Source organism: Blastococcus aurantiacus (assembly GCF_900102425.1).
In the GTDB taxonomy this organism is placed as follows: domain Bacteria; phylum Actinomycetota; class Actinomycetes; order Mycobacteriales; family Geodermatophilaceae; genus Blastococcus; species Blastococcus aurantiacus.
Window position 1 is genome coordinate 396,151 of sequence record NZ_FNBT01000003.1, and the last position, 26,096, is coordinate 422,246.

The following is a 26,096-nucleotide window of genomic DNA, read 5'->3' on the forward strand; positions in this document are numbered from 1 at the left end:
GGAGCCGTCTAAAAGGGCAGCCGGCGGAAGATCGCGCGCGGCGTGTGCCGCAGTCCGCTCATCACCCAGCGCATCGCGCCGGGGACCCACACGGTGTGCCGTCCCTTGCGGACGCCGCTGACGATCGCCTCGGCCACGGCCTCGGGCGTGGTCGACAGCGGGGCCTCGGGCAGCCCCTCGGTCATCTTGGACCGGACGAACCCGGGGCGGACGACGAGCACCGAGACGCCGGTGCCGACGAGGGAGTCCGCCAGGCCCGAGAAGTAGGCGTCCAGGCCGGCCTTGGTGGAGCCGTAGACGTAGTTCGACCGCCGGGCCCGCTCACCGGCGACCGAGGACAGGGCGACGATCACGCCGTGGCCCTGCTCGCGCATGCGGTTGGCCAGCAGGGTGCCGACGACGACCGGCGCCACGTAGTTGACCTGGCCGAGGGCGGCGGCCGCCGCGGGGTCGGAGGCGAGCTGGTCCTGGTCGCCGAGCTGGCCGAAGGCGATCACGGCCACGTCGATGTCGCCGCCGGCCGCGGCCGCCGCGACCATGCGCTCGGCCGAGCTGGGGTCCTCCGCGTCGAAGTCGACCACCTCGACGTCGCCGCCCGCCGCGCGCAGCTCGTCGGCGACGGCCGACCGGCGCGGGGTGTCCCGGGCCGCGACGACGACGCGCAGCGGCCGCTCCGCCAGGTAGCGGCGGGCCGTGGCGACGGCGATGTCGGAGGTGCCGCCGACGAGCAGGAGCGATCCGGGGGATCCGAGCGCGTCGATCACAGTGCGAGCCTCCTGGCCAGGTCGGAGGTGAAGACGCCCTCGGGGTCCACCCGCTTGCGCACCGCGCGGAACTCCTCGAGGCGCGGGTACATCGTCGCGAAGGTCTCCGGGCGCACCCGGGAGTCCTTGGCCAGGTAGGTCCGGCCCTCGGCGGCGATGACGACCTCGTCCAGGGAGTCGAGCAGGCCGGCCAGCCCCTTCATCACGGGGATGTCCAGCGCCAGCGTCCAGCCGGGCGAGGGGTAGGACAGCATGCCGGGGTTGCCGGGGCCGAACCGCTTGAGCACGGCCAGGAAGGACGCCGTCCCGAACGAGCTGAGCCGGTCCAGCACCTCGCGCATGGCCTCCTCCTGCCCGAAGGGCACGGTGACCTGGTACTGCACGAAGCCCCGGGGGCCGTAGATGCGGTTCCACCCACCCACGGCGTCGAGCGGGTGGAAGAACGTGGGGATGCTCTGCAGCTGGTTGCGCTTGCGCTTCGGCGACTTGCGGTACCAGAGCTCGTTGAAGGCGGCGACCGTGGCCAGGTTCAGCAGCCCCGGCGGGAAGACGTCGGGCACCGTGACCTTGATCGAGCCGTGGTACTTGAGCGGGTCGGCCTTCCGCTTCTCCGGCAGCTCGTCCAGGGTCGCGAACCGACCGCGGGTGACCACGGACCGGCCCATGCGCTTGCCCTTGGCGAGGGTGTCGATCCAGGCCACGGAGTACTCGTAGAGGTGGTCGGTCTCGGCCAGCAGCGACATGAGCGAGTCGAGGTCCGGCGTCCGGTCGGTGTCGACCAGGCAGCGCGAGGACTCGATCCGCTTCATCTGCACCTGCGCCCGCAGGATGACGCCGGTCAGCCCCATGCCGCCCGCGGTGGCCCAGAAGAGGTCCGGGTCCTGCTCCGGGCTGACCCGGTGGACCTCGCCGTCGGCGGTGAGCAGGTCCAGCCAGCGGACGTGCTGGGAGAAGCTGCCCGCGACGTGGTGGTTCTTGCCGTGGATGTCCGCGCCGATGGCGCCGCCCACGGTCACCAGGCGGGTCCCCGGGGTCACCGGCACGAAGAAGCCCTGCGGCACGAACCGGTTCATCAGCTCGTCCAGCGAGATCCCGGCCTCGACGTCGACCAGCCCGGTCTCCGCGTCGAACGCGAGCACGCGGTCGGCCGCGGTCATGTCGAGGACGTGACCGCCGGCGTTCTGCGCGGCGTCGCCGTAGCTGCGGGCCAGTCCGCGGGCCACCACACCGCGGCCGCCGGCGGCGGCGAGCACGGCACGCACCTGGGCGTCGTCGTGGACGGGGGTGAGCACCGCCGGGGTGGGCGCCGTACGGCCCCAGCCGTTGAGCAGCACCTGGTCAGACATCGAAGACTCCCAACGCCATGGTGGCCACCCAGAGCACACCGAGGCACAGCAGGACACGGTCGCGCAGGACGATCTCCTCGGGCGCACCGGCGGCGCCCTTGTCGACGTCCACGGCGTACCTGAGGATCGCCATCACGAAGGGCGCGATGGAGATGGTCGACCAGGGGATGCCCTCCTGGGTCTCCCCCAGCTCGAAGGCCCACAGGCTGTAGGCGGTGACGGCCACGCCGGCCGACAGGCTCCACACGAACCGCAGGTAGCTCGCCGAGTACTCCTTCAGCGTCTTGCGGGTCGCGGCGGCGTCGCCGACCAGGACGAGCTCGGAGTAGCGCTTGCCGGCCACCATGAACAGCGAGCCGAACGCCGCCACGAGCAGGAACCACTGGGACAGCAGCAGCCCCGCGGCGACGCCACCGGCGATGCCACGGAGCAGGAACCCCGAGGCGACGACGGCGAGGTCGATCACCGGCTGGTTCTTCAGGAGGACGCAGTAGGCCAGCTGGATGACCACGTAGCTGCTGAGCACGAACGCCAGCTCGGGCCGGGTGAGCAGGACGGCGGTGACCAGCGCGATGCTGAACAGCACGGCGGCCATCGCCACGGCGAGCCAGCGCGGCACGATGCCGGCGGCGATGGGGCGGAACCGCTTGCGCGGGTGGCGGCGGTCCTCCTCGACGTCGATCGTGTCGTTGACCAGGTAGACCGCCGACGCGGAGAGGCAGAACAGCACGAAGGCCACGGCGGTGGGCCGCATCACCTCGGCGTTGAAGATCTCCCCCGCGGCCAGGGGGGCGGCCAGCACCAGGACGTTCTTGACCCACTGGCGAGGGCGGAGCGCCCGGACCAGGCCCCAGGCGAAGCTGCCACGGAAGCCGGGGAGCCGGGGGGCCAGCTCCGGCGTGGACGAGAGCTCGCCGTCGGCGGGCGCGGTGCCCTCGGGAGCCAGTGCGGGGCTCGACTGGGGGTGCACGGTCACGCCTTCCTGCCTGCGTCTCTGGTCATGCGGCGCCGCACGGCCGAGGCCACGCCGGTGCCGAGCACCGCGCCCGACACCACGTCCGAGGGGTAGTGGACGCCCAGGAGAACCCTCGAGACCAGCATGACGCCGGTCACCACCACCATGGGGGGACGCCCGAGCATCGGCCCGAAGCCGACGGCCGCCGCGGCGGTGGAGCAGCTGTGCGCGCTCGGGAAGGAGAGCCGGCTGGGCGTCCCGACCAGCGCCGGGACGTCCTCGAGCGCGGGACGCACCCGGCGCACCACGCGCTTGACCACCACCCCGGCGGCGTGCGCGGCCACGACGCCGGCCATTCCTGCGGCCCAGTCCTCGCGCCGGCGCCCGGTCGCCCAGCCCGCGGCGCCCAGCGCCAGCCAACCCAGGGCGTGCTCACCGAAGTGCGACAGGCCCCGGGCGACGGCGACGGCAGGGGTGTCCCCCAACGCGCGGCGCGTCGAGCGGAGCACCGCGTGGTCGATCCGGATCAGGGCAGCGCTCGGTGCGGTCATCGAGTGACGACTGTAGACGGGCGGGCCCGTCGTCGCCGGGACCACGCGGGGCGGACCGATCCGTCGCACCGTCCCCTGCCACTCTTGCCCCGTGTCCACCACCCGACCCACCACGTCCGGCGCCGGGCGCCCGCAGGCCGACCTGCCGGGCGAGCTGCTCGCCTCCGTCGTCCGCCGGAACTCCGCCGCTCCGCTGCTCACCGCCTACGACGACGCGACCGGCGACCGCGTCGAGCTGTCCGCTGCCACGCTGGCCAACTGGGTCGCCAAGACCGCGAACCTGTTCCAGGCGGAGTTCGACATCGCCCCCGGCAGCACCGTCGCGGTGGCGCTGCCCGTGCACTGGCAGACCGCCGCGGTGCTCCTGGCCGCGTGGAGCTGCGGCGCGGCCGTGCTCGACACCGCGGCGGAGGACGACGACCGGCTCGCCGGCTCCGACCTCGTCCTCGCCGACCGCGACCGGCTGCCCGCGTTGGAGGACGCCCTGGCGCAGGGCGCGGGCGGGGAGCTGCTCGGGTTGTCCCTGCACCCGCTGGGCCTGGGCATGACCGACTACGTGGGACCGGCCCGTGACTTCGCCCTCGAGGTGCGGGCCCAGGGCGACTTCTTCGCACCCTGGCAGCCCCCGGATCCCGCCGCACCGGGGCTGGTGACCGGCGGGCTGACCCTGGACCTCGGGGGCCTGGTGCCCGCCGCCGGCGAGCTCGCCACCCGGCTGGGCATCCGACCCGACGACCGGGTCCTCGTCGACGCGGACACCGCGGCCGAGGCCGGGCCGGTGGCGTGGCTGCTCGCGCCGCTCGTCGCGGGGGCGTCGACGGTCCTGGTGCGGAATCCAGCACCTGAAGGCCTGCCGCACCGGGCAGAGACCGAGCGCGTGACGGCCACGCTGGGCGTGCGGATCGACGGGATCCGCATGCTGGGCGCGCCCGGCTGAGGTCCACGGCGGCGCAGTTCCACGACGCGCCGTAGTCGGTCGGTTACTGGACGCGGGCGGCACCTTCTTGGTCTGCTGAACCGCGCTCCACACTGTTCCGACCCGCTGCTCAGCCGCCTCGGATGCGACGGCTCGGCCGTCCGTCTGCTTTCGGGGATGCTGCGCTCGACACCACTGAGGTGTTGCTGTGCCTTCCCGTCCCCGCCCGTCCCGCCTCCGCCGCACGCTCCTGGTCCTCCTGACGGTGGCTGTCGCCGCCGCTGCCGGCTTCTGGCTCACCACCCGCGCGGACGACGACGGCGGCACGACCGCGGGCGACACCTCCCCCGTGGCGGCGCCGACGACCGAGGCCCCCGTCCCGGGCGGTGACCCGGTCGCCACCCTCGAACCCGAGCGCACCGGCGGGGCACCGGTGCCGACAGAGCCCTCGGGCGAGGTCGCCACGGACGCCCCCGCCCCGACCGAGGAGGCCGGTGGCGAGGTCGCACCCCAGATCACCTACTACGGCTGGGACGACGCCATCGGCGGGGTCGAGGCCGGCGGCATCGTCATGGGCATCGTCGAGTCCGGCGGCACCTGCACGCTGACGCTGACCCAGGGCGCGACCGCGGTGGACGTCTCGGTGGAGGCCGTCGACAACGTGACGTCGACGTCCTGCCCGGCGATGACCGTGCCCGGTGACCGCCTGGCGTCCGGGACGTGGCAGGCCACCCTCTCCTACGAGTCCGACGACTTCCGCGGTGCCGGCGCCGCGGTGGAGGTCGAGGTCCCGTGATGCGTCCGCTGATGCGCGTCCTCGCGGTCCTCGTCGTCGTCGGGGCCTCGCTGCTGAGCCCGGTCGCCACCAGCACCCCGGCCCAGCAGGCCCAGGCAGCGGACGCACGGCTGTTCGATCCCGGCAACATCATCAACGACGCCGTCTTCTTCGACGGGCGGGCGATGACCGCCGCCCAGATCCAGGACTTCCTGCGCAGCAAGAGCCCCAGCTCATGCCCCGACCCGGCGCTGGACAGCAGCCCGTGCCTCGAAGACTTCCGGATGGACACGACCTCGCAGGCGGCGGACGACCTGTGCGCGGGCTACCAGGGCGCGATCGGTGAGAGCGCCGCGACGATCATCGCCAAGGTGGCAGTCTCCTGCCGGGTCAGTCCCCGGGTCATCCTCGTGCTGCTCCAGAAGGAGATGGGCTTCATCACGAGCAGCAACCCGACGGCCAAGATGTACGACCGGGCCGCCGGCTACTACTGCCCGGACATCGGGACCGGGTGGTGCCACCCCGACTACGCCGGGCTGCAGAAGCAGCTGTACAACGCGGCACGGCAGTACCAGCGGTACGCCGCCAATCCGAAGAGCTACAGCTACCGGTCCGGCTACAACAACACCATCCAGTGGAGCGTCCCGAAGTCCTGCGGCACCTCCGTGGTCTACATCCAGAACCAGGCGACGGCCGGGCTGTACAACTACACGCCCTACCGACCCAACCAGGCGGCGCTCGACGCCGGCTACGGCACGGGCAACAGCTGCTCGGCCTACGGCAACCGCAACTTCTGGCTCTACTTCACCGACTGGTTCGGCTCCACGCAGCACGCGACCGGCGGTGCCGTCGTGGCCCGCGCGCAGGCCTCGGACACCCGGTCGCTGATCGGATCCTCCACCGGCAACGTCATCTGCGGTCTCCGTGAGGGCGGCTGCTTCCAGCCGTTCGAGCGCGGCGCGATCTACTGGTCGCCTGCCTCGGGAGCACGGATCGTCCGCGGCCCGATCCACGAGCGCTGGGCCGGCATGAAATGGGAGACCGGCCGTCTCGGCTACCCCACGGGCGAGGAGATCTGCGGCCTGAAGGACGGCGGCTGCTTCCAGGACTTCCAGCACGGGGCCATGTACCGGTCCTCGTCGACCGGCGCCCAGCCGGTGCTCGGATCGGTCCGGAAGAAGTGGGCGTCGACGCAGTGGGAGACCGGCTACCTCGGCTACCCGACCAGCGCTGAGAAGTGCGGTCTCACCGCCGACGGCTGCTACCAGGTGTTCCAGGGTGGGCGCATCTACTGGTCCTCCGCGTCCGGGGCGCACGTGATGGTGTCCGGCCCTGTCTGGAACGCCTGGAAGCGTCAGGGCTACGAGAAGAGCGCACTGGGCTATCCGACCGGAGAGCAGATCTGCGGCCTGCGCGACGGCGGCTGCTTCCAGGACTTCCGGAACGGCGCCATGTACTGGACACCGGGCACCGGCGCCCGGCCCGTCGTGGGGGCCATCCGCACGAAGTGGGCCAGCACGAAGTGGGAGACCGGCGCACTCGGCTACCCGATCTCGGCCGAGGCGTGCGGGCGGGTCGACGAGGGTTGCTACCAGCGTTTCGAGGGCGGCTCGATCTACTGGTCACGGGCCAGCGGAGCGCACATCGTCACCACCACCGGCGTGATCCGGGACAAGTGGGTCGCCCTCGACAAGGAACGGGGCAGCCTCGGCTACCCCACCAGCGACCAGGAGTGCGGGCTGCGCGACGGCGCCTGCGCCCAGCAGTTCCAGGGCGGGACGCTCACCACGTCGGTGCACGGCACCTACCTCATCCGCGGCGCCACCCTCGCCACCTGGGCTGCGCGGGACGCGCACGCCGGCACGCTCGGCAACCCGATCGCCAAGACGGCCTGCGGCCGCACCGACGGCGGGTGCTACACGCGCTTCCAGGGCGGCTCGATCTACTGGTCACGGGCCAGCGGGACGCACATCGTCAGCGCCACCGGCGTGATCCGGGACAAGTGGGTCGCCCTCGACAAGGAACGGGGCCGCCTCGGCTACCCCACCAGCAACCAGGAGTGCGGGCTGCGCGACGGCGCCTGCGCCCAGCAGTTCCAGGGCGGGACGCTGACCACATCGGTGCACGGCACCTACCTACTGAGTGGGGCCGTCGTGGCCACGTGGACGGCGGAGGGCGCCCACGCCGGCCGCCTGGGCAACCCCATCGCCGCCACGGCCTGCGGCCGCACCGACGGCGGGTGCTACACGCGCTTCCAGGGCGGCTCGCTCTACTGGTCACGGGCCAGCGGGACGCACGTCATCAACGCCACCGGGGCGATCCGGGACACGTGGGTCGCCCTCGACAAGGAACGAGGCCGCCTCGGCTACCCCACCAGCGACCAGCGGTGCGGCCTCAAGCAGGACGGCTGCTTCCAGGACTTCCAAGGAGGGCACCTGTACTGGTCGCCGACCACGGGTGCCCACATGGTCAGCGGGAAGATCTTCACGGCCTGGGGCGCCCAGGGCTGGGAGACGGGCGCGCTGGGTTACCCCACCGGGGCGGCCGTGACGACCTCCTCGACGATCACCCAGGCGTTCCAGGGTGGGACGCTCGTCCAGAACCGCAGCACCGGCAACGTCACCCGCAGGTAGCGCGGCCGGCGCCGAGCGAGCGGCCGGAGGGATCCTTCCCTCCGGCCGCTCCCCCGTCCGTCGAGAAAGTAGGGTGCGCGGTGATGACGACCGCCCCGCAGGGCCTGGTTCGCCGGTGACCGCGGACTCGCCCGCAACGCCCCGGACCGGAGCGACGGCCGCGCCGTCCGGCGACGCCACCTCCCGCACCGCCTCGACCGGCAATGCGCGGCGGTGGCGCCGGGCCGGCTGGGCGCTCGCACTGCTGACCCTGGTGCTCGCCGTGGCCCTGCCGCTGGCCCCCGTCTCCGTGGACACCCCCGAGGTGCAGTGGCCGCTGGATCCCGCGGACCCGCAGCCCACGACGGCGCTGTTCATGCCGTACCGCCCGATCGACATCACGGCCACCGCGCCCTGCGCCACCGTCCGGGAGCTCGCCGGTCAGCAGGACGAGGGCACGTCCGCCGTCCTCCTGGCGACGGCGCTGCCCGACTCCACCCGTGGCAACGAGCGGGCCCTGTCGATCACCGTGGGTCCCGACGCGGTCCGGATCGTCTCCTCGGGCGCCGAGCTCTGGCAGGGACCGGTGCCCACCCAGGAGGACTGCGCGCTCGTCGTCCGGGCCGATCAGGACGGCACGCGCGCCCTGCTGGAGAACGCCGGCGAGGAGCCCGAGGTGCTCGCGGACGACCCCGGGGCCAAGGTCCCCGAGGTCACGGCGTTCACCACCGACGTCGCCCCTGGGGCCGGCCCCTCGCCGACCGTCGTCGCCCATCCCGACGCCCGCTTCCAGACCTCGCCCACGGCCGGCAAGCTCGTCCTCGTCGCCCTGCACGTGCTCGCGGTGCTCGCCTGCCTGTGGATGCTGTGGCGCGCCAGCCCGCCGGCGGTGCGCGGCCGTGACCGGACCGTGGACACCGAGGGGACCGAGCGCCCTCCGCTGACGTACGAGACGGTGCGGTGGGGCCGGGCGATGGGCCTGCTCGCCGACGTCGGCGTGGTGGCCACGCTCGTGGCCTGGACCGCGATCGGCTTCCTCAACACCGACGACTACTACTACAGCCTCGAGGCGCGGACGCTGGACAACGCGGGCTTCGTCGGGAACCAGTTCCGGTTCTTCAACGTGCCCGAGGTGCCGTTCGTCCTGCTCCAGACGCTCATGGCGCCGCTGACGGAGCTGTCCACCCAGCCGGTGGTGCTCCGCCTGCCCTCGCTGCTCGCGGGGCTGCTGGTGTGGTGGCTCCTCACCCGCCAGCTCATCCCGCTGCTCGTCGACCGGCCGCACCCGGCGCTGCGCCTGGTCGCCGGAGTGGCGCTGCTGGCCTGGTGGCTGCCGTGGAACATCGGCGCCCGGCCGGAGTTCCTGGTCACGCTGGCGTGGGCGGTGACCGCCACGCTGGCGCTGCAGGCGATCCGCCAGGAGCGTGCGTGGCTCATCGGGCTCGCCGCCGCCGTCGCCGGGACCGCGGTCACGATCACCGCGTCCGGTCTCGCCTGCGTGGCGACGCTGCTGATCCTCCTGCCCCGGATGTGGCCGACGCTGCGCCGGTCGGCGCTCGGCGAGTGGGGGACGCTCGCCCTGGTGACGGCCTGCGCCAGCCTGCCCGCCACGGTCGTCTTCTCCGACGCGACGCTGGCCACCGCGATCACCGCCCTGCGCGTGCACCAGGAGGTCGGCCCGGCCGAGTCCTGGGACATGGAGGTCATGCGGTACTGGTACCTGACCTTGGGTCCCGACGAGAACATGCGGACCTTCGCCAAGCAGCTGATCGTCGTCCTCACCATCGTGGTGGTCGTCGCGGTCTCGATCAGCCTGCTGCGCACGACCCGCCCCCGCGGCGGGCGCACGAGCTGGCTCGTCCCGGCCCTGGGCTTCCTGATCGCCGTCGTCGCGCTGGTCCCCTCCCCCACCAAGTGGACGCACCACTTCGGCGCACTGGCCGCACCGGGGGCCCTGGCCCTGACGGTGGCGGTGGCGCTGCTCGTGCGACGGCGCCCGGACCGCTGGGCCTCGCTGGGGATCCTCGGCGCGGTGGCCTTCACGGCGGCGCTGGCCTTCCACGCCGGCAACCAGCAGGTCGAGTCCTCCGCCTACGGCGTGACCCCCGTGCTGCCCGACGTGCTCGGGAACCCCGTGCTGTGGCTGGGCACCGGCCTGCTGTTCGCGGCCGCCGCCTGGTACGTCCGTCGCCGGATCGGGTCGACCGGCCGGCAGCCCTGGCCGGAGGCGGCCGTCGGCACGCTGGCGGCCGCGCTCGTGCTCTCCGTCGCCGTGCAGACCGCGAGCGCGGCGCTGGCCACCTGGCGGTACAAGGACACCTTCTCCATCGCCGGGAACGCGGTCAGCGCGTTCACCGGCGGGGAGGACTGCGGCTTCGCCGACCACGCCGTGGCGCTGACCGACCCCGTGGAGCTGCGCGCGCTCCCCGCTGCCGACGCCGCCGCCGAGGGCTCCCCCGACGGGGACTTCCCCGGCGCGGAGGGCTCCGCGGGCGCCCTCGCGCCCGAGGGCGTGCGCCGGTGGTCGACCTGGACCGACGAGCCCACCGCCGGGCCGACGACGATCACGACGCCCTGGCTGGAGATCGGCGACCTCACCGAGCGCGACGTCCTGGCCCTCTCGGTCACCGGAGCCCTCGACGACGGAACGGAGGTGAGCGTCGAGTTCGGCGCCGCGGGCGACGGCGCCGAGCCCGCCGTGCTCCAGGCGGTCGAGGTCGAGTTCGAGGACGACGAGGACTACGAGGGCTCGTGGGAGCAGGAGCGGCTCGGCTCCACCACGCACCTGCCGGCCGGGGCGACGCTGGTCCGCGTCCAGGCGGTCGACCGCAACTTCAGCGGGGGCGGCTGGCTCGGCGTCACCGACCCCTACCGGGTGGACGGGACGCCCCTCCGGGAGCTGTTCGAAGGACAGGACGTCGTCCTCGACTGGCCGGTCGGCTTCACGCTGCCCTGCGTCGACCCGCCGCGCATCGCCGACGGCATGGTGCCCCCGGTGGAGTGGATCATGCTCAGCGAGAAGTACGCCGACGCGCCGGAGCTGCTCGTCATCGACGAGCGCGGCGGCAGCTACTCGACCATGACCGAGGTCGCCGACGCGACCACCTACCCGGGCTTCTCCCCCGGCGTCGGCCCCGAGTACACCGAGTGGGGCCGGCTGATCCGGTACGACCGGGAGCTGCCTGCCGACGCCTACCGCCTGGTCGAGGACGAGCGCGTCATCGCCGGGTGGGGCTGGTGGCCCGGCGCCGGCGAGGGTCCGGTGCCGGACGGCGAGAAGCCCGACTCGTGAAGGAGCCGGTCAGCGGAGCAGGCTGCGGGCGATCACCATGCGCTGCACCTGGTTGGTGCCCTCGTAGATCTGGGTGATCTTGGCGTCGCGCATCATGCGCTCGACCGGGAAGTCCTGGGTGTAGCCGGCACCGCCGAACAGCTGGACGGCGTCCGTGGTCACCTGCATCGCGACGTCGGAGGCGAAGGCCTTGGCCGAGGCGGAGACGCGGGTGACGTCGGGGCGGCCGGCTTCGCCGGCGGCGGCCGCGACGTAGACGAGGTGCCGGGCGGCCTCGATCTTCATCTCCATGTCGGCGAGCATGAACTGGACGCCCTGGAAGCTGCCGATGCTCGAGCCGAACTGCTTGCGGTCCTTGACGTAGGCCACGGCGGCGTCGAGCGCCCCCTGGGCGACGCCCACGGCCTGCGCGCCGATCGTCGGCCGAGTGAAGTCCAGCGTCCGGAGCGCGGTCTTGAAGCCGGTGCCCGGCGCGCCGATGATCCGGTCGGCCGGGATGGTGCAGTCGGTGAAGTAGAGCTCACAGGTGGGCGAGCCCTTGATGCCCATCTTGCGTTCCTTGGGGCCGACGGCGAAGCCGGGGTCGTCGCGGTGGACGGCGAAGGCGGAGATGCCGTTGGCCTTCTTCTCCGGGTCGGTGACGGCCATGACCGTGTACCAGTCGGAGATCCCGGCGTTGGTGATCCAGGCCTTGGTTCCGTCGAGCACCCAGGTGTCGCCGTCCCGGCGGGCCCGGGTCCGCATCGCGGCGGCATCCGAGCCGGCCTCGCGCTCGGAGAGCCCGTAGCTGATCATCGATTCGCCCGAGGCGATGGAGGGCAGGACCTTCCGCTTCACCTCGTCCGACGCGGACAGGATGATCGGCATCGACCCGAGCTTGTTCACCGCCGGGATGAGCGAGGCGCTGACGTCGACCCGCGCGACCTCCTCGATCACGATGCAGGTCGCGATGGCGTCGGCGCCCTCGCCGCCGTACTCCTCGGGGACGTGCGTGGCGTGGAACCCTGCCGCGGTCAGGGCCTTCTGCGCCTCGGCCGGGAACCGGGACTCGGCATCCACCTCGGCGGCCCAGGGCGCGATCTCGCGCTCGGCGATGTCGCGCACCGCCTCCCGGATCGCCTGGTGCTCCTCGGTCAGCGCGTACAGGCCAGCGTTGTTACCCACGGGTAGATGGTAGGACGACCGACTACCTCTCGGAAGCGAGGCGCTCCTGGAGGGTGAGGTCGCGGGCCACGACGGACGCGGCCAGGTCGGCCTGGAAGCGGGCCACGTCGGCCAGCAGGGCCGGGTCACCCGCTGCCAGGATGCGGACGGCCAGCAGCCCGGCGTTGCGCCCTCCGCCGATGCTCACCGTGGCCACGGGCACCCCGGCCGGCATCTGCACGATCGACAGCAGGCTGTCCAGGCCGTCGAGCCGGTCCAGCGGACGCGGGACGCCGATGACCGGCAGCGGGGTCGCCGCGGCGACCATGCCGGGCAGGTGTGCGGCACCTCCGGCGCCGGCGATGATCACCCGCAGCCCCCGGCCGGCCGCGTTCTCCGCGTAGTCCAGCATCCGGCGCGGCGTCCGGTGGGCGGAGAGGACGTGCGCCTCGTACGGGATGCCGAACTCGTCGAGCGCCTCGGCGGCCGGCTGCATGGTCGGCCAGTCGGAGTCGCTGCCCATGACGATGCCGACCACGGGATCGTCGGCGTCGCGCCGCTGCTCGCTCACGGTTCTCCTCGGGTCGGCGGTTCGGGACTCAGTGGTCGTGCTCGAAGGCGAAGGCCGGGTCCACCACGCCGTCGGCGAGGTACCGGGCGGCGGCGACCGCGCGCGCCCTGACCTCGGCGACGTCCTCGCCCAGGGCGGTGAGGTGGCCGAGCTTGCGGCCGGGCCGCTGGCCCTTGCCGTACCAGTGCAGCTTCACGTCGGGCCAGTGCGCCATCAGGTGGTGGATGCGCTCGTCCAGCCCGGGACCGTCCCACTCCGCCGACGACGCCGCGCCGCCCAGGACGTTGGCCATCACGGCGACGGGGGCGGTCATCGCCGTCGAGCCCAGCGGGTAGTCGAGGACGGCGCGCAGGTGCTGCTCGAACTGGCTGGTGCGGGAGCCCTCGATCGTCCAGTGCCCGGAGTTGTGCGGCCGCATGGCCAGCTCGTTGACCAGCACGCCGTCGGCGGTCTCGAAGAGCTCGACCGCCAGCATCCCGACCACGCCGAGCCGGTCGGCGATGCGCACCGCCAGCTCCTGGGCCGCCGCGGACAGCTCCTCGGAGAGCCCCGGGGCCGGCGCCAGCACCTCGGCGCAGACGCCGTCGCGCTGCACCGTCTCCACGACGGGCCAGACGGCGACCTGCCCGAACGGCGAGCGGGCCACCTGCGCGGAGAGCTCCCGCAGCATCGGCACCCGCTGCTCGACCAGCAGCGTCCCGTGCCGCCCGACCAGCTCCGCGGCCGCAGCGACGTCGTGGACGACGAAGACGCCCTTGCCGTCGTACCCGCCGCGCGGGGTCTTCAGGACCACCGGCCAGCCGTGCCGCCCGGCGAAGTCCGCGACGTCGTCGGCCTTCTCCACCCGCGCCCAGGCCGGCTGGGGCTCGCCCGCCGCGGCCAGCGCCTCGCGGAGGACGAGCTTGTCCTGGGCGTGGACGAGGGCCGCGGGGCCTGGTGCCACCCGGTGCCCTGCCGACTCGAGTTCCCGCAGGTGCTCGGTGGGCACGTGCTCGTGGTCGAACGTCAGCACGGTGGCCCCGTCGGCCAGGTCGCGCAGCGCGTCGAGGTCGTCGTGGTTCCCGATCCGCACGTCCGCGGCCACCAGCGCGGCCGACTCCTCGGGCCCGGCGGAGAGCACCCGCAGCGACTGACCGAGGGCGATGGCGGCCTGGTGGGTCATGCGCGCGAGCTGCCCGCCGCCCACCATCGCGACCACGGGCAGGCCGGTGACGGCGGAGAGGGGCGCGGGACCGGACATGGCCGGATGAGCGTAGCGGGCCGCGATCCGGGACCTCCATGCCTAGAATCGTCCGGGTGCCTTCCCCACGCAGCCGGTCCGCCCTGATCGGCAGACGGGCGCGCCGTCGGCTCAAGGAACTCGGCGCCTTCGGTGTGGTGGGCGGGATCGCCTTCGTCGTCGACATCGGGCTGTTCCAGCTGCTCTACGGGCATCTCGAGGTCGGCGCGGTCACCTCCAAGACCCTGGCCACCCTGGTCTCGATGTCCGTGGCCTTCCTGGGCCACCGGAACTGGGCGTTCGCGCACCGGGACAAGACGACGATCCGTCGCTCGTTCACCCTCTTCACGCTCATCAACCTCTTCACCCTGGTGCTGGGCGCGGCGATCATCTGGTTCGTGCGGTACCCGCTCGACCAGGAGCGGCTGCTGGTCATCCAGGCGGCGAACATCGCCTCGATCGGGCTCAACAGCGTGCTCCGCTACCTGGCCTACCGCCGCTGGGTCTTCCCCGCGGCGCCCCGTCCGGGCGCCGTCGCCGCCCCGGGGGCGCCGCCGGCACCGGCCGGCGGCGAGGACACGGTGCCGGCGGCCACCCGCGAAGCCGTCTGAGCCCGACCACCGGCAGCCGGCTCAGCCGGCGAGCCGGGACCCGTTCCTGCCCGGGACTACCTCCAGGCGGCTGGTGATCCGGGTGCGCAGCTCCTCCACGTGGCTGATGACGCCGACCGTGCGCCCGCCCCGCCGGAGTTCGTCGAGCACGTTCATCACCGCGTCCAGCGCCTGCGGGTCGAGCGTCCCGAACCCCTCGTCGACGAAGAGGCTGTCGATCTGCACCCCACCGCTCTCCGCGGTGACGACGTCGGCCAGGCCCAGCGCCAGTGCCAGCGAGGCCATGAAGCTCTCCCCGCCCGACAGCGTCTTGGTGGGCCGCCGGGTGCCGGTGTACTCGTCGAGCACCTCCAGGCCCAGGCCGCCGCGGGCGCCGTGGCGACCCTGGGCGTCGCTGTGCAGGAAGGTGTAGCGCCCACCGGACATGTCCTGCAGCCGCCGGCTGGCCACCTCCGAGACCTGCTCGAGGCGGGCGGCCAGCACGAAGGACTGCAGCCGCATCTTCAGCCGGTTGGCGCCGCGGCCGGTGGCGAGGTCGGCCAGCGCCGTGACCTGCTCGGTCAGGGCACGCTGCCCGTCGAGCTCGACCTCGGCACCGGTGAGCTCGCCGGCCAGCTCGTCGAGCCGGGTGACGCGGCGCCGCGCGTGCTCCAGCAGCGCGACGGCGGACTCCCGCTCCGCCGTCGCCGCTGCGCAGGCGTCGGTGAGGGCCGCCAGGTCGGGGCGGGTGCCCAGGTCGGCCAGCTGAGGCTCGGTCAGGACCCCGGCGACCACGGCGCGAGCGCGGTCGTGCTCCTCGACCTGCCGGGCCAGCTCGGCGGCCCGGCCGGCCGGGAGCAGTGCCCCGGCGGCCGCGTCCAGGTCGGAGAAACCGGCCGCCTCCACGCGGGCCGCCGCGACCGCCAGCGCTCCCTCCTCGGCGAGCCGGGCGCGCGCCTGGGCGGCACCCGCCTCGACCTGGGCCTCGCAGCGCGCGGCCTCGTCCGCGAGCCTCGCGATGCGTGCGGGCAGATCGGAGTCGTCCCCGCACGCCGTCGCGAGCTGCCCGGTGAGGTCGGCGAGGGTCGATCGGATCCCGGCGACGGCCGCCTCCTGCCGACCCGCCTCCTCCCGGTCGGCGGCCAGCGCGGCCGACGCGGCCTCCCGCTCTCCCCGCAGCCGGTCGAGGGCGGCGCGGGCGGTGTCCAGGCCGTCGGCCAGGGACCGCGCCGCCCGGTGGTCGGCGACCAGCCCGGCCAGGTCGGCCTCCTGAGCGGCCAGCGGCTCGGCGCCGGCCTGCGCGCGGCAGGCGGCCAGCTCCCGCTCGGTGTCCCCGCAGGCGTCGCGGGCCGCCGTCCAGCGGACCTCGGCGCGCTCGGCCGCCAGGCGGGCGGCCTCCTCCTCGTCGCGGGTCACCAGCGGGCCCCCGGGTCGCGCGGGAGCGGGGTGCTCGAGGGAGCCGCAGACCGCGCAGGCGGACCCGGCGGTCAGCGCGGCGGCGAGCTCCGCGGCCATGCCGTCGAGCCGCTGGCTGCGCAGGTCGTTCCAGCGCTCGCGGGCGTCCAGCCAGCCGGCCCGCGCGGTGTCGGCCGCCGTGCGGCGGCCGGTCAGCTCGATCTCCAGCGAGACGGCCCGCCGGGCCGCCTCTGCCGAGGTCCGCCGGTGCTCGACGGCGGCGGTCAGCCCCGGGAGGCGCGCGGCGGCCGACGCCGCGGCATCCACCGACGCCTCCTGCGCCAGGAGCCGTGCCGGCCAGCCGGCCATCGCGTCCTCGGCTGCGGCGCACCGGGCGGCCAGCTGCCCGACGGCCCGGTCGCCGGTCGCGAGGTCCCGGGCCAGCCGATCGGCCCGGTCCAGCTCCGGCAGCAGCGCGCGCAGGGCGGCGGCCTCGTCGCGCAGCGTCCGCGCCAGGAGGGCGTCGGCAGCCCGGTCGGCGGCGACCTCGGCCCAGGCGCGGCGGGCGGCGGCGAGCGCGACCGATGCCTGCTCGGCCTCGAGCGCGGCGCGGCCGGCCGCCTCGAGGACGTCACGCACCGGCTCGGCACGGCGGCCGGCGTCCAGCTGGGCGCGCAGCGGTTCGAGCGCCGGCGCCGCGGCGTCGAGGCGGGCCAGCTCCGCGTGCGCCCGGTCCCGGCGGGCGTGGCACTCCTCCTGCGAGCGGGCCTCGACGAGGGCCGCCTCCTGCGAACGCGCCCGCTCGCCCGCGGCGTCCGCTGCGGCCCCGGCCCGCGCCGCGGCCTCCGCGGCCTCCGCCCGGACGCGGCGCACCCAGGAGGTGACCGGTGACCCGGGCGCGGCGCCCACGAGCTCGGGGGCGAACTCCTCGGGGACCGTGACGTCGGCGGCCTGGGCCACCAGCGAGACCAGCGTGCCGGTGCGCGTGCGGATCCGGTCGAGCTCCTCGCGGGCCGCCGTCCGCTGGGTCACGAGCCAGTCCTCGACGCGGGCGAAGCGGCCGACGTCGAACAGCGTGCGCAGCAGCCGGCCGCGGTCCTCGGGCTCGGCCCGCAGGAAGCGGGCGAAGTCGCCCTGCGGCAGGAGCACCACCTGGCAGAACTGCTCGGCGGAGAGGCCCAGGCGCGTGCGCAGGTACTCCGACCCCTCGTCGATGCGCGTGCTCACCGGCTCCCACAGCTCGCCGGTCCAGCGCTGCACGGTGAGCCGGGCCTGCTCGGTCGTCCACCCCTCACCGCGGCGCTTGGGCCGCTGCTGCTCGGGACGTCGAGTGACCCGGAGCCGCGCGCCGCCGAGGGTGAGTTCGAGTTCGACCTCGGTGCGCACGTCGTCCGCCGCGTGGTCGCTCCGCAGCCGCTTCTCCTCGCCACGGGCACCGGGCACGGTGCCGTAGAGCGCGAAGACCACCGCGTCGAGCAGCGTGGTCTTGCCCGCGCCGGTGGGACCCCAGAGCAGGAAGAGCCCGTCGCGGCCGACGTCGTCCAGGTCGACGTCGACCCGGGTGGCGAAGGGGCCGAAGGCGGTGAGCGCGAGCTGGTGGACCCTCACGCGGCGTCCTCGCCGGCGGCGACGGCGAGCGCGCGCGCCAGGAGCTCGCGCTCGGTGTCGCTGGTCCCGGCTCCCCGGACGTGCTGGACGAACTCCTCGGTGACCTGCAGGTCGCTGCGGCCGCGCAGCCGCTCCTGGTAGCTGCGCCCGTCGGCCGACGCGCCCGCGCCGGCCCACTCCAGGTGCACGCAGTGGGGGAAGCGCTCGCGCAGCTGCCGCATCGGATCGGTCGGGCGGACCGTGTCGGTCAGCCGGGCCGACACGAAGTGCTCCTCGGCCGCGGCGTGCTCCGGCGCGGCCAGCAGGTCGGCCAGCTCGCCGGTGAGGATGCTCAGCTGCCGGGGCGCCGGCAGCGGTACGGGCCGGACCTCGCCGAGGCCCGTGGCGCCGAGCTCGACCAGCCAGGCCTGCTTCTGCTGCCCCGCCTCGCCGAAGGAGTAGGCCAGCGGCGAGCCGCTGTAGCGGAGCCGGTCGCTCAGGGTCTGCGGGCGGTGCAGGTGCCCCAGGGCCACGTAGTCGACGCCGTCGAACACGCCGGCGGGCACGAGGTCCACGCCGCCGACGCAGATGTCGCGCTCGCTGTCGGTGGGCACGCCCCCGCCCACGAACGCGTGCGCCAGCACCACCGAGCGGACGCCGGGGCGGAGGAAGAGGTCGGCGCGGATGCGCTCCATCGCCGCGGTCAGCACGCCCTCGTGCCCGCGCACGGCGTCCTCGCCGCGGCCGGTGAGGCCGAGCTCGTGCCGGGCGACCTCCGGCTCCAGGTAGGGGATCCCGTAGACGGCCACGTCCCCGTGCTCGTCGGCCAGCAGCACCGGCTCGTCCAGGGCCGGCGTCACGGCGCGGACGTGCAGCCCGGCGGCGGACAGCAGGCCGGAGAAGGTGCCCAGCCGGCGGGCCGAGTCGTGGTTGCCGGGGGTGAGGACGACCTGCGCACCCGCTGCGAGCAGCCGGGCGACGACCCGGTCCAGCACCGCGGTGGCGTCGGCCGAGGGGACCGCCCGGTCGTAGATGTCGCCGGCGACGACCACCAGGTCGACCGACTCGGCGGTGACCACCGAGGCCAGCCCGCCGAGGACGGCCTCCTGCTCGGCGAGCAGGTCGGTGCCGTGCAACGTCCGGCCGATGTGCCAGTCGGAGGTGTGCAGCAGGCGCATGCCACGACGGTAGGCGGGGCCGCCGACAGTTCTGCCCGGGAGGCGGTGCCGGATCGGTCAGGGAGGCCCGTGGGCCGCGTGGGACGGGCGGGGTGGCCGAGGGAGGACACGCCGCCGGTCGGCACGCGGACCGGACCCCACCCGTGCCGGAGACTCCTCCCATGGCGGTATCCGGGACCGACGCGCATCCGCGGCAGGCGTGGGACGCCGCCGTCGGCCGGCTGCTCGCCGAGGCAGCCGCCGCGGAGGCCCGGATGAGTTCCCTGCTCCGGATCCTGGCCGGCGTCGACGGTCCTGCCGCGTCCGCCGTCCTTCCCCGCGAGGTGCCGGCCATGGTCGGCGTCGTCGAGGACCTCCTGCCCGTCCACATCCGGGACCGGCGGCTGCTCGACGACTTCCGGCGCTGGGTGCACGCCGTCGGTCGGCTGTGCGCGCTGCGCGCCACCGTCGTCCACGCAGTCTGGGAGCTGCGCCCCGAGGACGGCGGGGCGGTCATGCACCCGGCCTGGTCCCGTGCCGACACCGGCCGTCACCCCATGACCCCCGCTGAGCTCTCGCGGACCACGAACGCCGTCGCCCGGCTGCTCGGGCCACCCTCCGACGACCTGCTCCTGCGGCTGGACAAGGCGGTTCCCGAGCTCGGGGTCTTCAGCCACCGCTGAAGCGAGTGCGCCACCAGGGAACCGGCACACCGCGCTGCCGGTGCGGGTCAGAGGACCGACGTCGGCCGGCCGCCGTGCCCGTCGCGCGCGCCGTGCCAGTCGCCGTCCCAGTCGTCCTCGCCGGAGTCCCGGATGTAGCCCAGGTCGCGGATGTCGCCGGAGCCGCTGACGTGACCGGGGTCGCGGATGTAGCTCGCGCTCTCCTGCGCGCGGCGGTCGGCGTCCTCCTCGACCATGTGGTTGAGCAGCTGCTGGACGCCGTCGCTGTCCGGGATCCGGCGCAGCACCGTCGCACCGCCGTCGCCGGCCGTCTCGATGGTCAGCGTGCCGGAGCTGATCAGCCGCTCCCAGAGCGTCTGGGTGTACGAGACGTCGGTGATCCGGCCCAGGCCCAGGTCGCGGCCGCGCCGGGCGAGGATCCCCTCGCGGAACAGCAGCCGGTGGGTGCTGACGACGTAGTGCGTCGCTCGCCAGCGCGCCAGCGGCACGACGACCGTGACCAGCAGCAGGAACCCGGCGACCGCCAGCAGCACCAGGCGGTAGATGCCCTGCTGGCGCCCGTCGGGGATCATCGCCGCCCCGAAGGAGGTCGCGCCGACGATCAGCAGGAAGCGCACGACCGGCCAGAACACCGTCACCCAGTGCGGGTGCAGGTGCCGGACGACCTCTTCGTCGTCGGCGAGCAGTTTGTCCGGGTAGGGCATCGGGTCAGGATGACGTAGCGAGGGCCCGTGGTCATGCCTCCGGGGCGCGTGTCCTCAGGTGCCTGACGTCGCCGCTGGCCAGCTCCACCGTGCCGGCGGAGGTGCGCACGACCAGCCGGCCGTCCCAGTCGACGGCCTCCGCGACGCCCTCCAGCACCGACCCGTCCGGCATCTCGACGCGCACGTCCGACCCGACCGTGGACGACCGGCGCAGGTAGTCCGTCGCCAGCCCGGAGGACACCGGGTCGCCCAGGTGCTCCACCCAGCGGAGGTAGCGCCGTTCCAGCGCGCGGAGGAAGGCCAGCAGCACCGGCGCCCGGTCGACGGTCCCGCCGGTCACCTCGGCCAGCGACGTGCCGGTGTCGGGCAGCTCCGTCGCCGTCGTGGTCACGTTCAGGCCGGTGCCGACGACGACGGCGCGTCCCGAGCTCTCCGCCAGGATCCCGGCCAGCTTGCGGCCGTCGCGGGCGAGCAGGTCGTTGGGCCACTTGACCGAGGCCAGCACGCCGGTGGACTCACCCACCGCCTCGGCCAGCGCGACGCCGGTCAGCAGCGGCAGCCAGCCCCGGCGCGCGGCGGGGACGTCGGGGCGCAGCAGCACCGAGACGGTGAGCCCCGCCCGGGGCGGTGAGGTCCAGACGCGGTCGAGCCGGCCACGGCCGGCGACCTGGTGCTCCGCGACGAGCACGGTGCCCTCGGGCGCGTCCTGCCCGGCGGCGGCGACCAGGTCGGCGTTGGTCGAGCCCGCCTCGGCGACCACCCGCAGCGAGCGCCACAGACGGCTGTCCCGGGTGAGCGCGGCCTCCAGAGCGGCGCCGTCGAGCGGCGGACGCCCGAGATCGGACCATCGGGGTGAGGAGTCCTCGGGCACTCCCCTACGCTACGGAACCCGTGGCCGGGCGTGCGCGGTCACCGGATGTGCACCGACGGCCCGACCCTGCGGCCGAGGTGCGTCGGCGAGGAGGAAACGTGAGCGCGGCTGAACTCGAGAACGCCGGGGAGCAGGTCCCCGACGACATCGACATCCACACCACCGCCGGGAAGCTGGCCGACTTCGAGCGCCGCGTCCAGGAGGCCCAGCACGCGGGCTCCGAGCGCGCCGTGGAGAAGCAGCACGCCGCCGGCAAGATGACCGCCCGCGAGCGGATCGAGGCACTGCTGGACCCGGGCTCGTTCACCGAGTTCGACGAGTTCGCCCGCCACCGCTCCACGAACTTCGGCATGGACGCCAAGCGTCCCTTCGGCGACGGCGTCGTCACCGGCTACGGCACGGTCGACGGCCGGCCCGTCGCGATCTTCTCCCAGGACGTCACGGTCTTCGGCGGCAGCCTCGGCGAGGTCTACGGCGAGAAGATCGTCAAGGTCCAGGACTTCGCCATCAAGAACGGCTGCCCCGTCGTCGGCATCAACGAGGGCGGCGGCGCGCGCATCCAGGAGGGCGTGGTCTCCCTCGGCCTCTACGGCGAGATCTTCCAGCGCAACGTGCACGCCTCCGGCGTCATCCCGCAGATCTCGCTGGTCATGGGCCCGGCCGCCGGCGGGCACGTCTACTCCCCCGCGCTGACCGACTTCATCGTCATGGTCGACAAGACCAGCCAGATGTTCATCACCGGCCCCGACGTGGTGAAGACCGTGACCGGCGAGGACGTCACGCTCGAGGAGCTCGGCGGCGCGCGCACCCACAACACCAAGTCCGGTGTCGCGCACTACCTGGCCGAGGACGAGGCCGACGCGCTGGACTACGTCAAGGCGCTGCTGTCCTACCTGCCGAGCAACAACCTCGACCCGCTGCCGGCCCTCGACGTCCCGCCGGTCGACGTCGTCCTGCCCGACGCCCTCACCGACGAGGACCTCGAGCTCGACACCTTCATCCCGGACTCGGCGAACACGCCCTACGACATGCACACCGTCATCGAGCACGTCCTCGACGACGGCGAGTTCCTCGAGGTCCAGCCGCTGTTCGCGCCCAACATCCTCATCGGCTTCGGCCGCGTGGAGGGCCGGCCGGTCGGGGTCGTGGCCAACCAGCCCACCCAGTTCGCCGGCACGCTGGACATCGACGCCAGCGAGAAGGCCGCGCGCTTCGTGCGCACCTGCGACGCCTTCAACATCCCGGTGCTGACCTTCGTCGACGTCCCCGGCTTCCTGCCCGGCACCTCGCAGGAGTGGGACGGCATCATCCGCCGCGGCGCCAAGCTGATCTACGCCTACGCCGAGGCGACCGTCCCGCTGATCACCGTCATCACCCGCAAGGCCTACGGCGGCGCCTACGACGTCATGGGTTCCAAGCACCTGGGTGCCGACGTGAACCTCGCCTGGCCGAGCGCGCAGATCGCCGTCGTCGGTGCGCAGGGCGCCGTCGGCATCCTGTACCGCAAGGAACTGGCCGCCGCCGAGGACCCGGACAGCCGCCGGGCCGAGCTGATCGCGGAGTACGAGGACACCCTCGCCAACCCGTACATCGCGGCCGACCGCGGGTACGTGGACGCGGTGATCCCGCCCTCGCACACCCGCGTGCAGGTGACCAAGGCGCTGCGCGTGCTGGCCAACAAGCGCCAGACCCTGCCGCCGAAGAAGCACGGGAACATCCCGCTGTGAGCGAGGGAGCCGAGCAGGCCGCCCCGGTCGCGCCGCTCCTGCGCGTCGTCAAGGGCGAGCCGTCCGCGGAGGAGCTCGCGGCGCTGACCGTCGTCGTCGCCGCCCTGTCGCAACGCCGGGAGCGCCGCCGGCCCACGCCGGTCGGTGGCTGGGCCTCCTACGGGCGCACGCACCGCACCGCGCTGACGACCGGCCCGGGTGGCTGGCGTGCGGCCGGGGGTCCGGCATGACCGTCGACCGCAGGCTGGTCCTCGCCTCGGCGTCCCCGGCCCGCCTCTCGCTGCTGCGGCAGGCCGGGCTGGCCCCCGAGGTCGTGGTGAGCGACGTCGACGAGTCGGCCTACTCCGCCCCGCGGGTGGCCGAGCAGGTCGCGCTGCTGGCGGCTGCCAAGGCCGCGGCGGTCGCGAAGCGGGAGACCGACGCCCTGGTGATCGGCGCGGACTCGCTGCTGGAGTTCGCCGGCAAGCCCCTGGGCAAGCCCTCCGACGCCGCCGACGCCCGCGACCGCTGGCGCCGGATGTCCGGGCGCTCCGGGATCCTGCACACCGGCCAGGCGCTGTTCGACGTCCGGGACGGCGGTGTGGCCAGCCGGGACATCGCCGTCGCCTCGACCGTCGTCTACTTCGCCGAGCCGACCCAGCCGGAGATCGAGGCCTACCTCGCCACCGGGGAGCCGCTGGCGGTGGCCGGCGCCTTCACCCTGGACGGCCTCGGCGCTCCCTTCGTGCGCCGGGTGGAGGGCGACCCCGCCGCGGTCGTCGGGCTGTCCCTGACGGTCCTGCGCACGCAGCTCGCCAAGCGCGGTCTGGCCATCACCGACCTCTGGCGGCACTGACGCCCCATCCGACACGGAACCGCCCGGTTCCTGTGGAATCGTGCCCCTCCTACCGGGGGAGCACGCATGACCAAGCGCTGGATGCGCACGTTCGTCGCCGCAGCCGTGGCGATGGCGCTCCTGCTGCCGGGCGGGGGCATCGCGCGTGCCGACAGCTGGCAGGACCGGGTGTCGGCCGGGAGCAAGGCCGCCACCGCACGGGGCACCACGATCGAGATCGCCGTGCTCGACCGGGTCACCGGCCAGTACCGCGACAACGGACGCGCCGCGCACACCCGGATCGAGTCGGCATCGGTGATGAAGGTCTTCATCGCCGAGCACCTGCTGCACCGGCGCGACCTCGGCCAGATCCACCTCTCCGCCGCCGACATGGGCGACATGGGCCGGATGCTGAGGGAGTCCCTCGACGCGCCGGCCAGCCGGTTCTGGGGGCGCTTCGGCGCGAACGCCATCGTCCAGGAGGTCATCGGGCGCTACGGGCTGACCGAGACGCGGGTGACCTCGAACGTCCGCTACTGGGGCAACACGCTGATCACCGCGCACGACATGGTGGTCTTCTACCGGCGGATGATGGACCGCTCGGCGGGCCTGTCCGCGGCGTCCCGTGACTGGATCGTCGGGCAGCTTCGCCGCTCGACCGTGCAGGGCGACGGCGCCCGGCAGTTCTTCGGGCTGCGCGACGGCCTGCCCCGCGAGCAGGTGATCGCCCAGAAGCAGGGCTGGATGTGCTGCGTCAACGGCAGCATCTACCGGCACTCGACCGGCCTGATCGGCCCCGACGGCCGCTTCGTCGTCGTCGTGCTGACCCGCGAACCCTCCAGCCGGGGCGGCGCCCACATCGAGAGGTCGATCACCGACGCGGTGCGGACGATGTTCCCCGAGGGCCTCGTGCCCCGCGTCCAGGGGCAGATCGGCGAGCAGTGGTACCGGATGGGCGGCGCCTCCGGCCGGCTGGGCTACCCGACCAGTGACGAGATCCGGCTGCACGGCGGCGCGGTGCACTTCTTCCAGGGTGGGTCGATCTACTGGTCCCCGGCGACGGGCGCCCGCGCCGTCTGGGGCGAGATCCTCAAGGCGTACGGCGCCCTCAGGTGGGAGACCGGCCGGCTGGGCTACCCCACGAGCAGCGAGATCGCGCTGCCCGGCGGTGGCGCGGCGAACAGCTTCCAGGGCGGCCGCATCTACTGGTCACCGCGCACCGGAGCGCACTCGGTGAGCGGGTCGATCCTCGCCGCGTACAAGGCGCAGAGGTACCAGCTCGGCCCTCTCGGCTTCCCGACGAGCGACGAGATCGCGCTGCCGGGCGGCGGTACGGCGAACCGCTTCCAGGGCGGCCGCATCTACTGGTCGTCCCGCACCGGGGCGCACTGGGTCATCGGATCGATCCTCGCCGCGTACAAGGCCCAGCACTACCAGGCGGGCCCGCTCGGCTTCCCGACGAGCGACGAGATCGCGCTGCCCGGCGGTGCTGTCAGCCACTTCCAGGGCGGGTCCGTCTTCTGGTCGCCGGGCCGGGGCGCCCACGTGCTCCGCGGGGGGCTGCTCGCCGCCTACAAGGCACAGGGGTACCAGAAGGGGTCGCTCGGCTACCCGGTCAGCGACGCGTACCGGGTCACCGGGGGCACGCGCATGGACTTCCAGGGCGGCCGTCTGGTGGTCCCGACGACGCCCGCGCCGGTTCCTACCGCACCGAAGGCCGCCGCCGTTCCGGGGACGTCGGCCGTGCCGGCCGCGCCTGCCGACGACGTCGGTCCGTCCGGTGTGCCCACCGGTCCCACGCCGTCGGGCACTCCGTCCGTGCCGGCTCCTCCCCCCGCAGGTGCCGTGCCCACGACGACACCCCCCGTGCCGGGGACCGGAACCGGGAGCGCTGCGGGCGAGGGCGACACCCCGTGAGGTCGCTGCGACGGGGGGCCGCGTCGGCCCTCCTGGTCCTGGCCGTGGCCGGCTGCACGGACGACGCCGCCGGCCCCGCGCCGACCTCGTCGAAGTCGACCTCGTCGGCGTCGGGGACGACCGACGCGGACCTGGCCGGCGGGGCGGAGGCGGAGGCCCTGGCACCGCTGCCCGCCGGACCGGCCACCGGCACCGCGGTGCTCGTCTACTCCGGGCTGGGCGAGCTGCGCGCCCCCTTCACCGGGCAGTGCTCGCACGAGGGCTCCACCACGCGCATCGAGGGCTCGGCCGACACCGCCCGGATCGTCCTGGACGTCACCCCCGACGGCGCACGGCTCGCCCTGGACGACGACGGCGTCACGGCCACCTCGGACCTGTCCACCGGCCGCTACGAGGTCACCGGCTCGCACCTCTCGCTCCGGGCCGACATGAGCCAGGACGGCGAGTCCGCGGGCTCGGCGGAGCTCGAGATCGACTGCGGTGGCTGACCGGCCCCCTTCCCGGCGT

General features: G+C 74.1%; 22 protein-coding genes. 11 read left to right on the top strand and 11 right to left on the bottom strand.

Annotation, left to right across the window (positions count from 1 at the left end; genetic code table 11):
• Nucleotides 1-8: 8 nt before the first annotated feature.
• The 4 genes from dprE2 to BLS70_RS08550 are packed head-to-tail and all read right to left on the bottom strand — an operon-like array spanning nucleotide 9 to nucleotide 3,616.
• On the bottom strand, nucleotides 9-764 hold the full coding sequence (gene dprE2 / locus BLS70_RS08535; RefSeq protein WP_091765795.1) for a decaprenylphospho-beta-D-erythro-pentofuranosid-2-ulose 2-reductase: 756 nt from the start codon (nucleotides 762-764) through the stop codon (nucleotides 9-11).
• Nucleotides 761-2,110, bottom strand: coding sequence for a decaprenylphosphoryl-beta-D-ribose oxidase (gene dprE1, locus BLS70_RS08540; RefSeq protein ID WP_091765798.1), 1,350 nt, complete (start codon nucleotides 2,108-2,110; stop codon nucleotides 761-763). Before dprE1 ends, dprE2 begins: the two co-directional genes overlap by 4 nt.
• Nucleotides 2,103-3,086, bottom strand: a complete 984-nt coding sequence (locus tag BLS70_RS08545) for a decaprenyl-phosphate phosphoribosyltransferase (protein ID WP_218122337.1) — start codon at nucleotides 3,084-3,086, stop codon at nucleotides 2,103-2,105. Before BLS70_RS08545 ends, dprE1 begins: the two co-directional genes overlap by 8 nt.
• Nucleotides 3,083-3,616, bottom strand: coding sequence for a phosphatase PAP2 family protein (locus tag BLS70_RS08550; RefSeq protein WP_091765801.1), 534 nt, complete (start codon nucleotides 3,614-3,616; stop codon nucleotides 3,083-3,085). The genes BLS70_RS08545 and BLS70_RS08550 overlap by 4 nt, the downstream gene beginning before the upstream one ends.
• Before the next feature lie 91 nt (nucleotides 3,617-3,707).
• Here BLS70_RS08550 and BLS70_RS08555 point away from each other — a divergent pair, with 91 nt between their 5' ends.
• From BLS70_RS08555 to BLS70_RS08570, 4 genes are all read left to right on the top strand, one after another.
• The gene (locus tag BLS70_RS08555) at nucleotides 3,708-4,553 is read left to right on the top strand and encodes a TIGR03089 family protein (protein ID WP_255362334.1); all 846 of its coding nucleotides are present in this window, start codon (nucleotides 3,708-3,710) and stop codon (nucleotides 4,551-4,553) included.
• Between the two features lie 187 nt (nucleotides 4,554-4,740).
• Nucleotides 4,741-5,328, top strand: coding sequence for a hypothetical protein (locus BLS70_RS08560; RefSeq protein ID WP_091765804.1), 588 nt, complete (start codon nucleotides 4,741-4,743; stop codon nucleotides 5,326-5,328).
• On the top strand, nucleotides 5,328-7,940 hold the full coding sequence (locus tag BLS70_RS08565; protein WP_091765807.1) for a hypothetical protein: 2,613 nt from the start codon (nucleotides 5,328-5,330) through the stop codon (nucleotides 7,938-7,940). The genes BLS70_RS08560 and BLS70_RS08565 overlap by 1 nt, the downstream gene beginning before the upstream one ends.
• 115 nt (nucleotides 7,941-8,055) lie before the next feature.
• The gene (locus tag BLS70_RS08570; RefSeq protein ID WP_176946335.1) at nucleotides 8,056-11,211 is read left to right on the top strand and encodes an arabinosyltransferase domain-containing protein; all 3,156 of its coding nucleotides are present in this window, start codon (nucleotides 8,056-8,058) and stop codon (nucleotides 11,209-11,211) included.
• A 9-nt stretch (nucleotides 11,212-11,220) separates the two neighbouring features.
• Here BLS70_RS08570 and BLS70_RS08575 read toward each other — a convergent pair whose 3' ends face one another.
• From BLS70_RS08575 to BLS70_RS08585, 3 genes are read right to left on the bottom strand one after another with little or no spacing between them, the layout of a single operon-like run.
• Nucleotides 11,221-12,375 (bottom strand): acyl-CoA dehydrogenase family protein, encoded by a 1,155-nt coding sequence (locus tag BLS70_RS08575; RefSeq protein WP_091765814.1) that lies wholly within the window; start codon nucleotides 12,373-12,375, stop codon nucleotides 11,221-11,223.
• Between the two features lie 22 nt (nucleotides 12,376-12,397).
• Nucleotides 12,398-12,925 (bottom strand): 5-(carboxyamino)imidazole ribonucleotide mutase, encoded by a 528-nt coding sequence (gene purE, locus BLS70_RS08580; RefSeq protein WP_255362335.1) that lies wholly within the window; start codon nucleotides 12,923-12,925, stop codon nucleotides 12,398-12,400.
• 28 nt (nucleotides 12,926-12,953) lie between these two features.
• Entirely contained in the window at nucleotides 12,954-14,165 is a 1,212-nt protein-coding gene (locus BLS70_RS08585; protein ID WP_091765817.1) for a 5-(carboxyamino)imidazole ribonucleotide synthase, read from the bottom strand.
• Between the two features lie 56 nt (nucleotides 14,166-14,221).
• On the opposite strand from BLS70_RS08585, the gene BLS70_RS08590 reads away from it, so the two are divergent.
• Nucleotides 14,222-14,755: a GtrA family protein gene (locus tag BLS70_RS08590; RefSeq protein ID WP_255362336.1), complete on the top strand. Its 534-nt coding sequence runs from the start codon at nucleotides 14,222-14,224 to the stop codon at nucleotides 14,753-14,755.
• A 21-nt stretch (nucleotides 14,756-14,776) separates the two neighbouring features.
• On the opposite strand, the gene BLS70_RS08595 is transcribed toward BLS70_RS08590, so the two are convergent.
• Entirely contained in the window at nucleotides 14,777-17,737 is a 2,961-nt protein-coding gene (locus BLS70_RS08595; RefSeq protein ID WP_091765823.1) for an AAA family ATPase, read from the bottom strand.
• Nucleotides 17,734-18,894, bottom strand: a complete 1,161-nt coding sequence (locus BLS70_RS08600; RefSeq protein WP_091765826.1) for an exonuclease SbcCD subunit D — start codon at nucleotides 18,892-18,894, stop codon at nucleotides 17,734-17,736. Before BLS70_RS08600 ends, BLS70_RS08595 begins: the two co-directional genes overlap by 4 nt.
• Nucleotides 18,895-19,055: 161 nt before the next feature.
• Here BLS70_RS08600 and BLS70_RS08605 point away from each other — a divergent pair, with 161 nt between their 5' ends.
• A complete protein-coding gene (locus tag BLS70_RS08605) occupies nucleotides 19,056-19,556 on the top strand; it encodes a hypothetical protein (protein WP_091765829.1) in 501 nt (166 codons plus the stop codon).
• Between the two features lie 47 nt (nucleotides 19,557-19,603).
• Here the strand turns inward: BLS70_RS08605 and BLS70_RS08610 are convergent, their stop codons facing one another.
• Complete coding sequence (locus BLS70_RS08610) at nucleotides 19,604-20,260, bottom strand: PH domain-containing protein (RefSeq protein ID WP_091765832.1); 657 nt, start codon at nucleotides 20,258-20,260, stop codon at nucleotides 19,604-19,606.
• Between the two features lie 31 nt (nucleotides 20,261-20,291).
• The gene (locus tag BLS70_RS08615) at nucleotides 20,292-21,131 is read right to left on the bottom strand and encodes a biotin--[acetyl-CoA-carboxylase] ligase (RefSeq protein ID WP_091765835.1); all 840 of its coding nucleotides are present in this window, start codon (nucleotides 21,129-21,131) and stop codon (nucleotides 20,292-20,294) included.
• A 98-nt stretch (nucleotides 21,132-21,229) separates the two neighbouring features.
• Here BLS70_RS08615 and BLS70_RS08620 point away from each other — a divergent pair, with 98 nt between their 5' ends.
• From BLS70_RS08620 to BLS70_RS08640, 5 genes are all read left to right on the top strand, one after another.
• Entirely contained in the window at nucleotides 21,230-22,858 is a 1,629-nt protein-coding gene (locus BLS70_RS08620) for an acyl-CoA carboxylase subunit beta (RefSeq protein ID WP_091765838.1), read from the top strand.
• Complete coding sequence (locus BLS70_RS08625) at nucleotides 22,855-23,088, top strand: acyl-CoA carboxylase subunit epsilon (protein ID WP_091765841.1); 234 nt, start codon at nucleotides 22,855-22,857, stop codon at nucleotides 23,086-23,088. The genes BLS70_RS08620 and BLS70_RS08625 overlap by 4 nt, the downstream gene beginning before the upstream one ends.
• Nucleotides 23,085-23,693, top strand: coding sequence for a Maf family protein (locus tag BLS70_RS08630; RefSeq protein ID WP_091765844.1), 609 nt, complete (start codon nucleotides 23,085-23,087; stop codon nucleotides 23,691-23,693). Before BLS70_RS08625 ends, BLS70_RS08630 begins: the two co-directional genes overlap by 4 nt.
• Before the next feature lie 66 nt (nucleotides 23,694-23,759).
• Nucleotides 23,760-25,589 (top strand): serine hydrolase, encoded by a 1,830-nt coding sequence (locus BLS70_RS08635; RefSeq protein ID WP_091765847.1) that lies wholly within the window; start codon nucleotides 23,760-23,762, stop codon nucleotides 25,587-25,589.
• Complete coding sequence (locus tag BLS70_RS08640) at nucleotides 25,586-26,077, top strand: hypothetical protein (protein ID WP_091765849.1); 492 nt, start codon at nucleotides 25,586-25,588, stop codon at nucleotides 26,075-26,077. The genes BLS70_RS08635 and BLS70_RS08640 overlap by 4 nt, the downstream gene beginning before the upstream one ends.
• The last annotated feature ends 19 nt before the right edge of the window (nucleotides 26,078-26,096 follow it).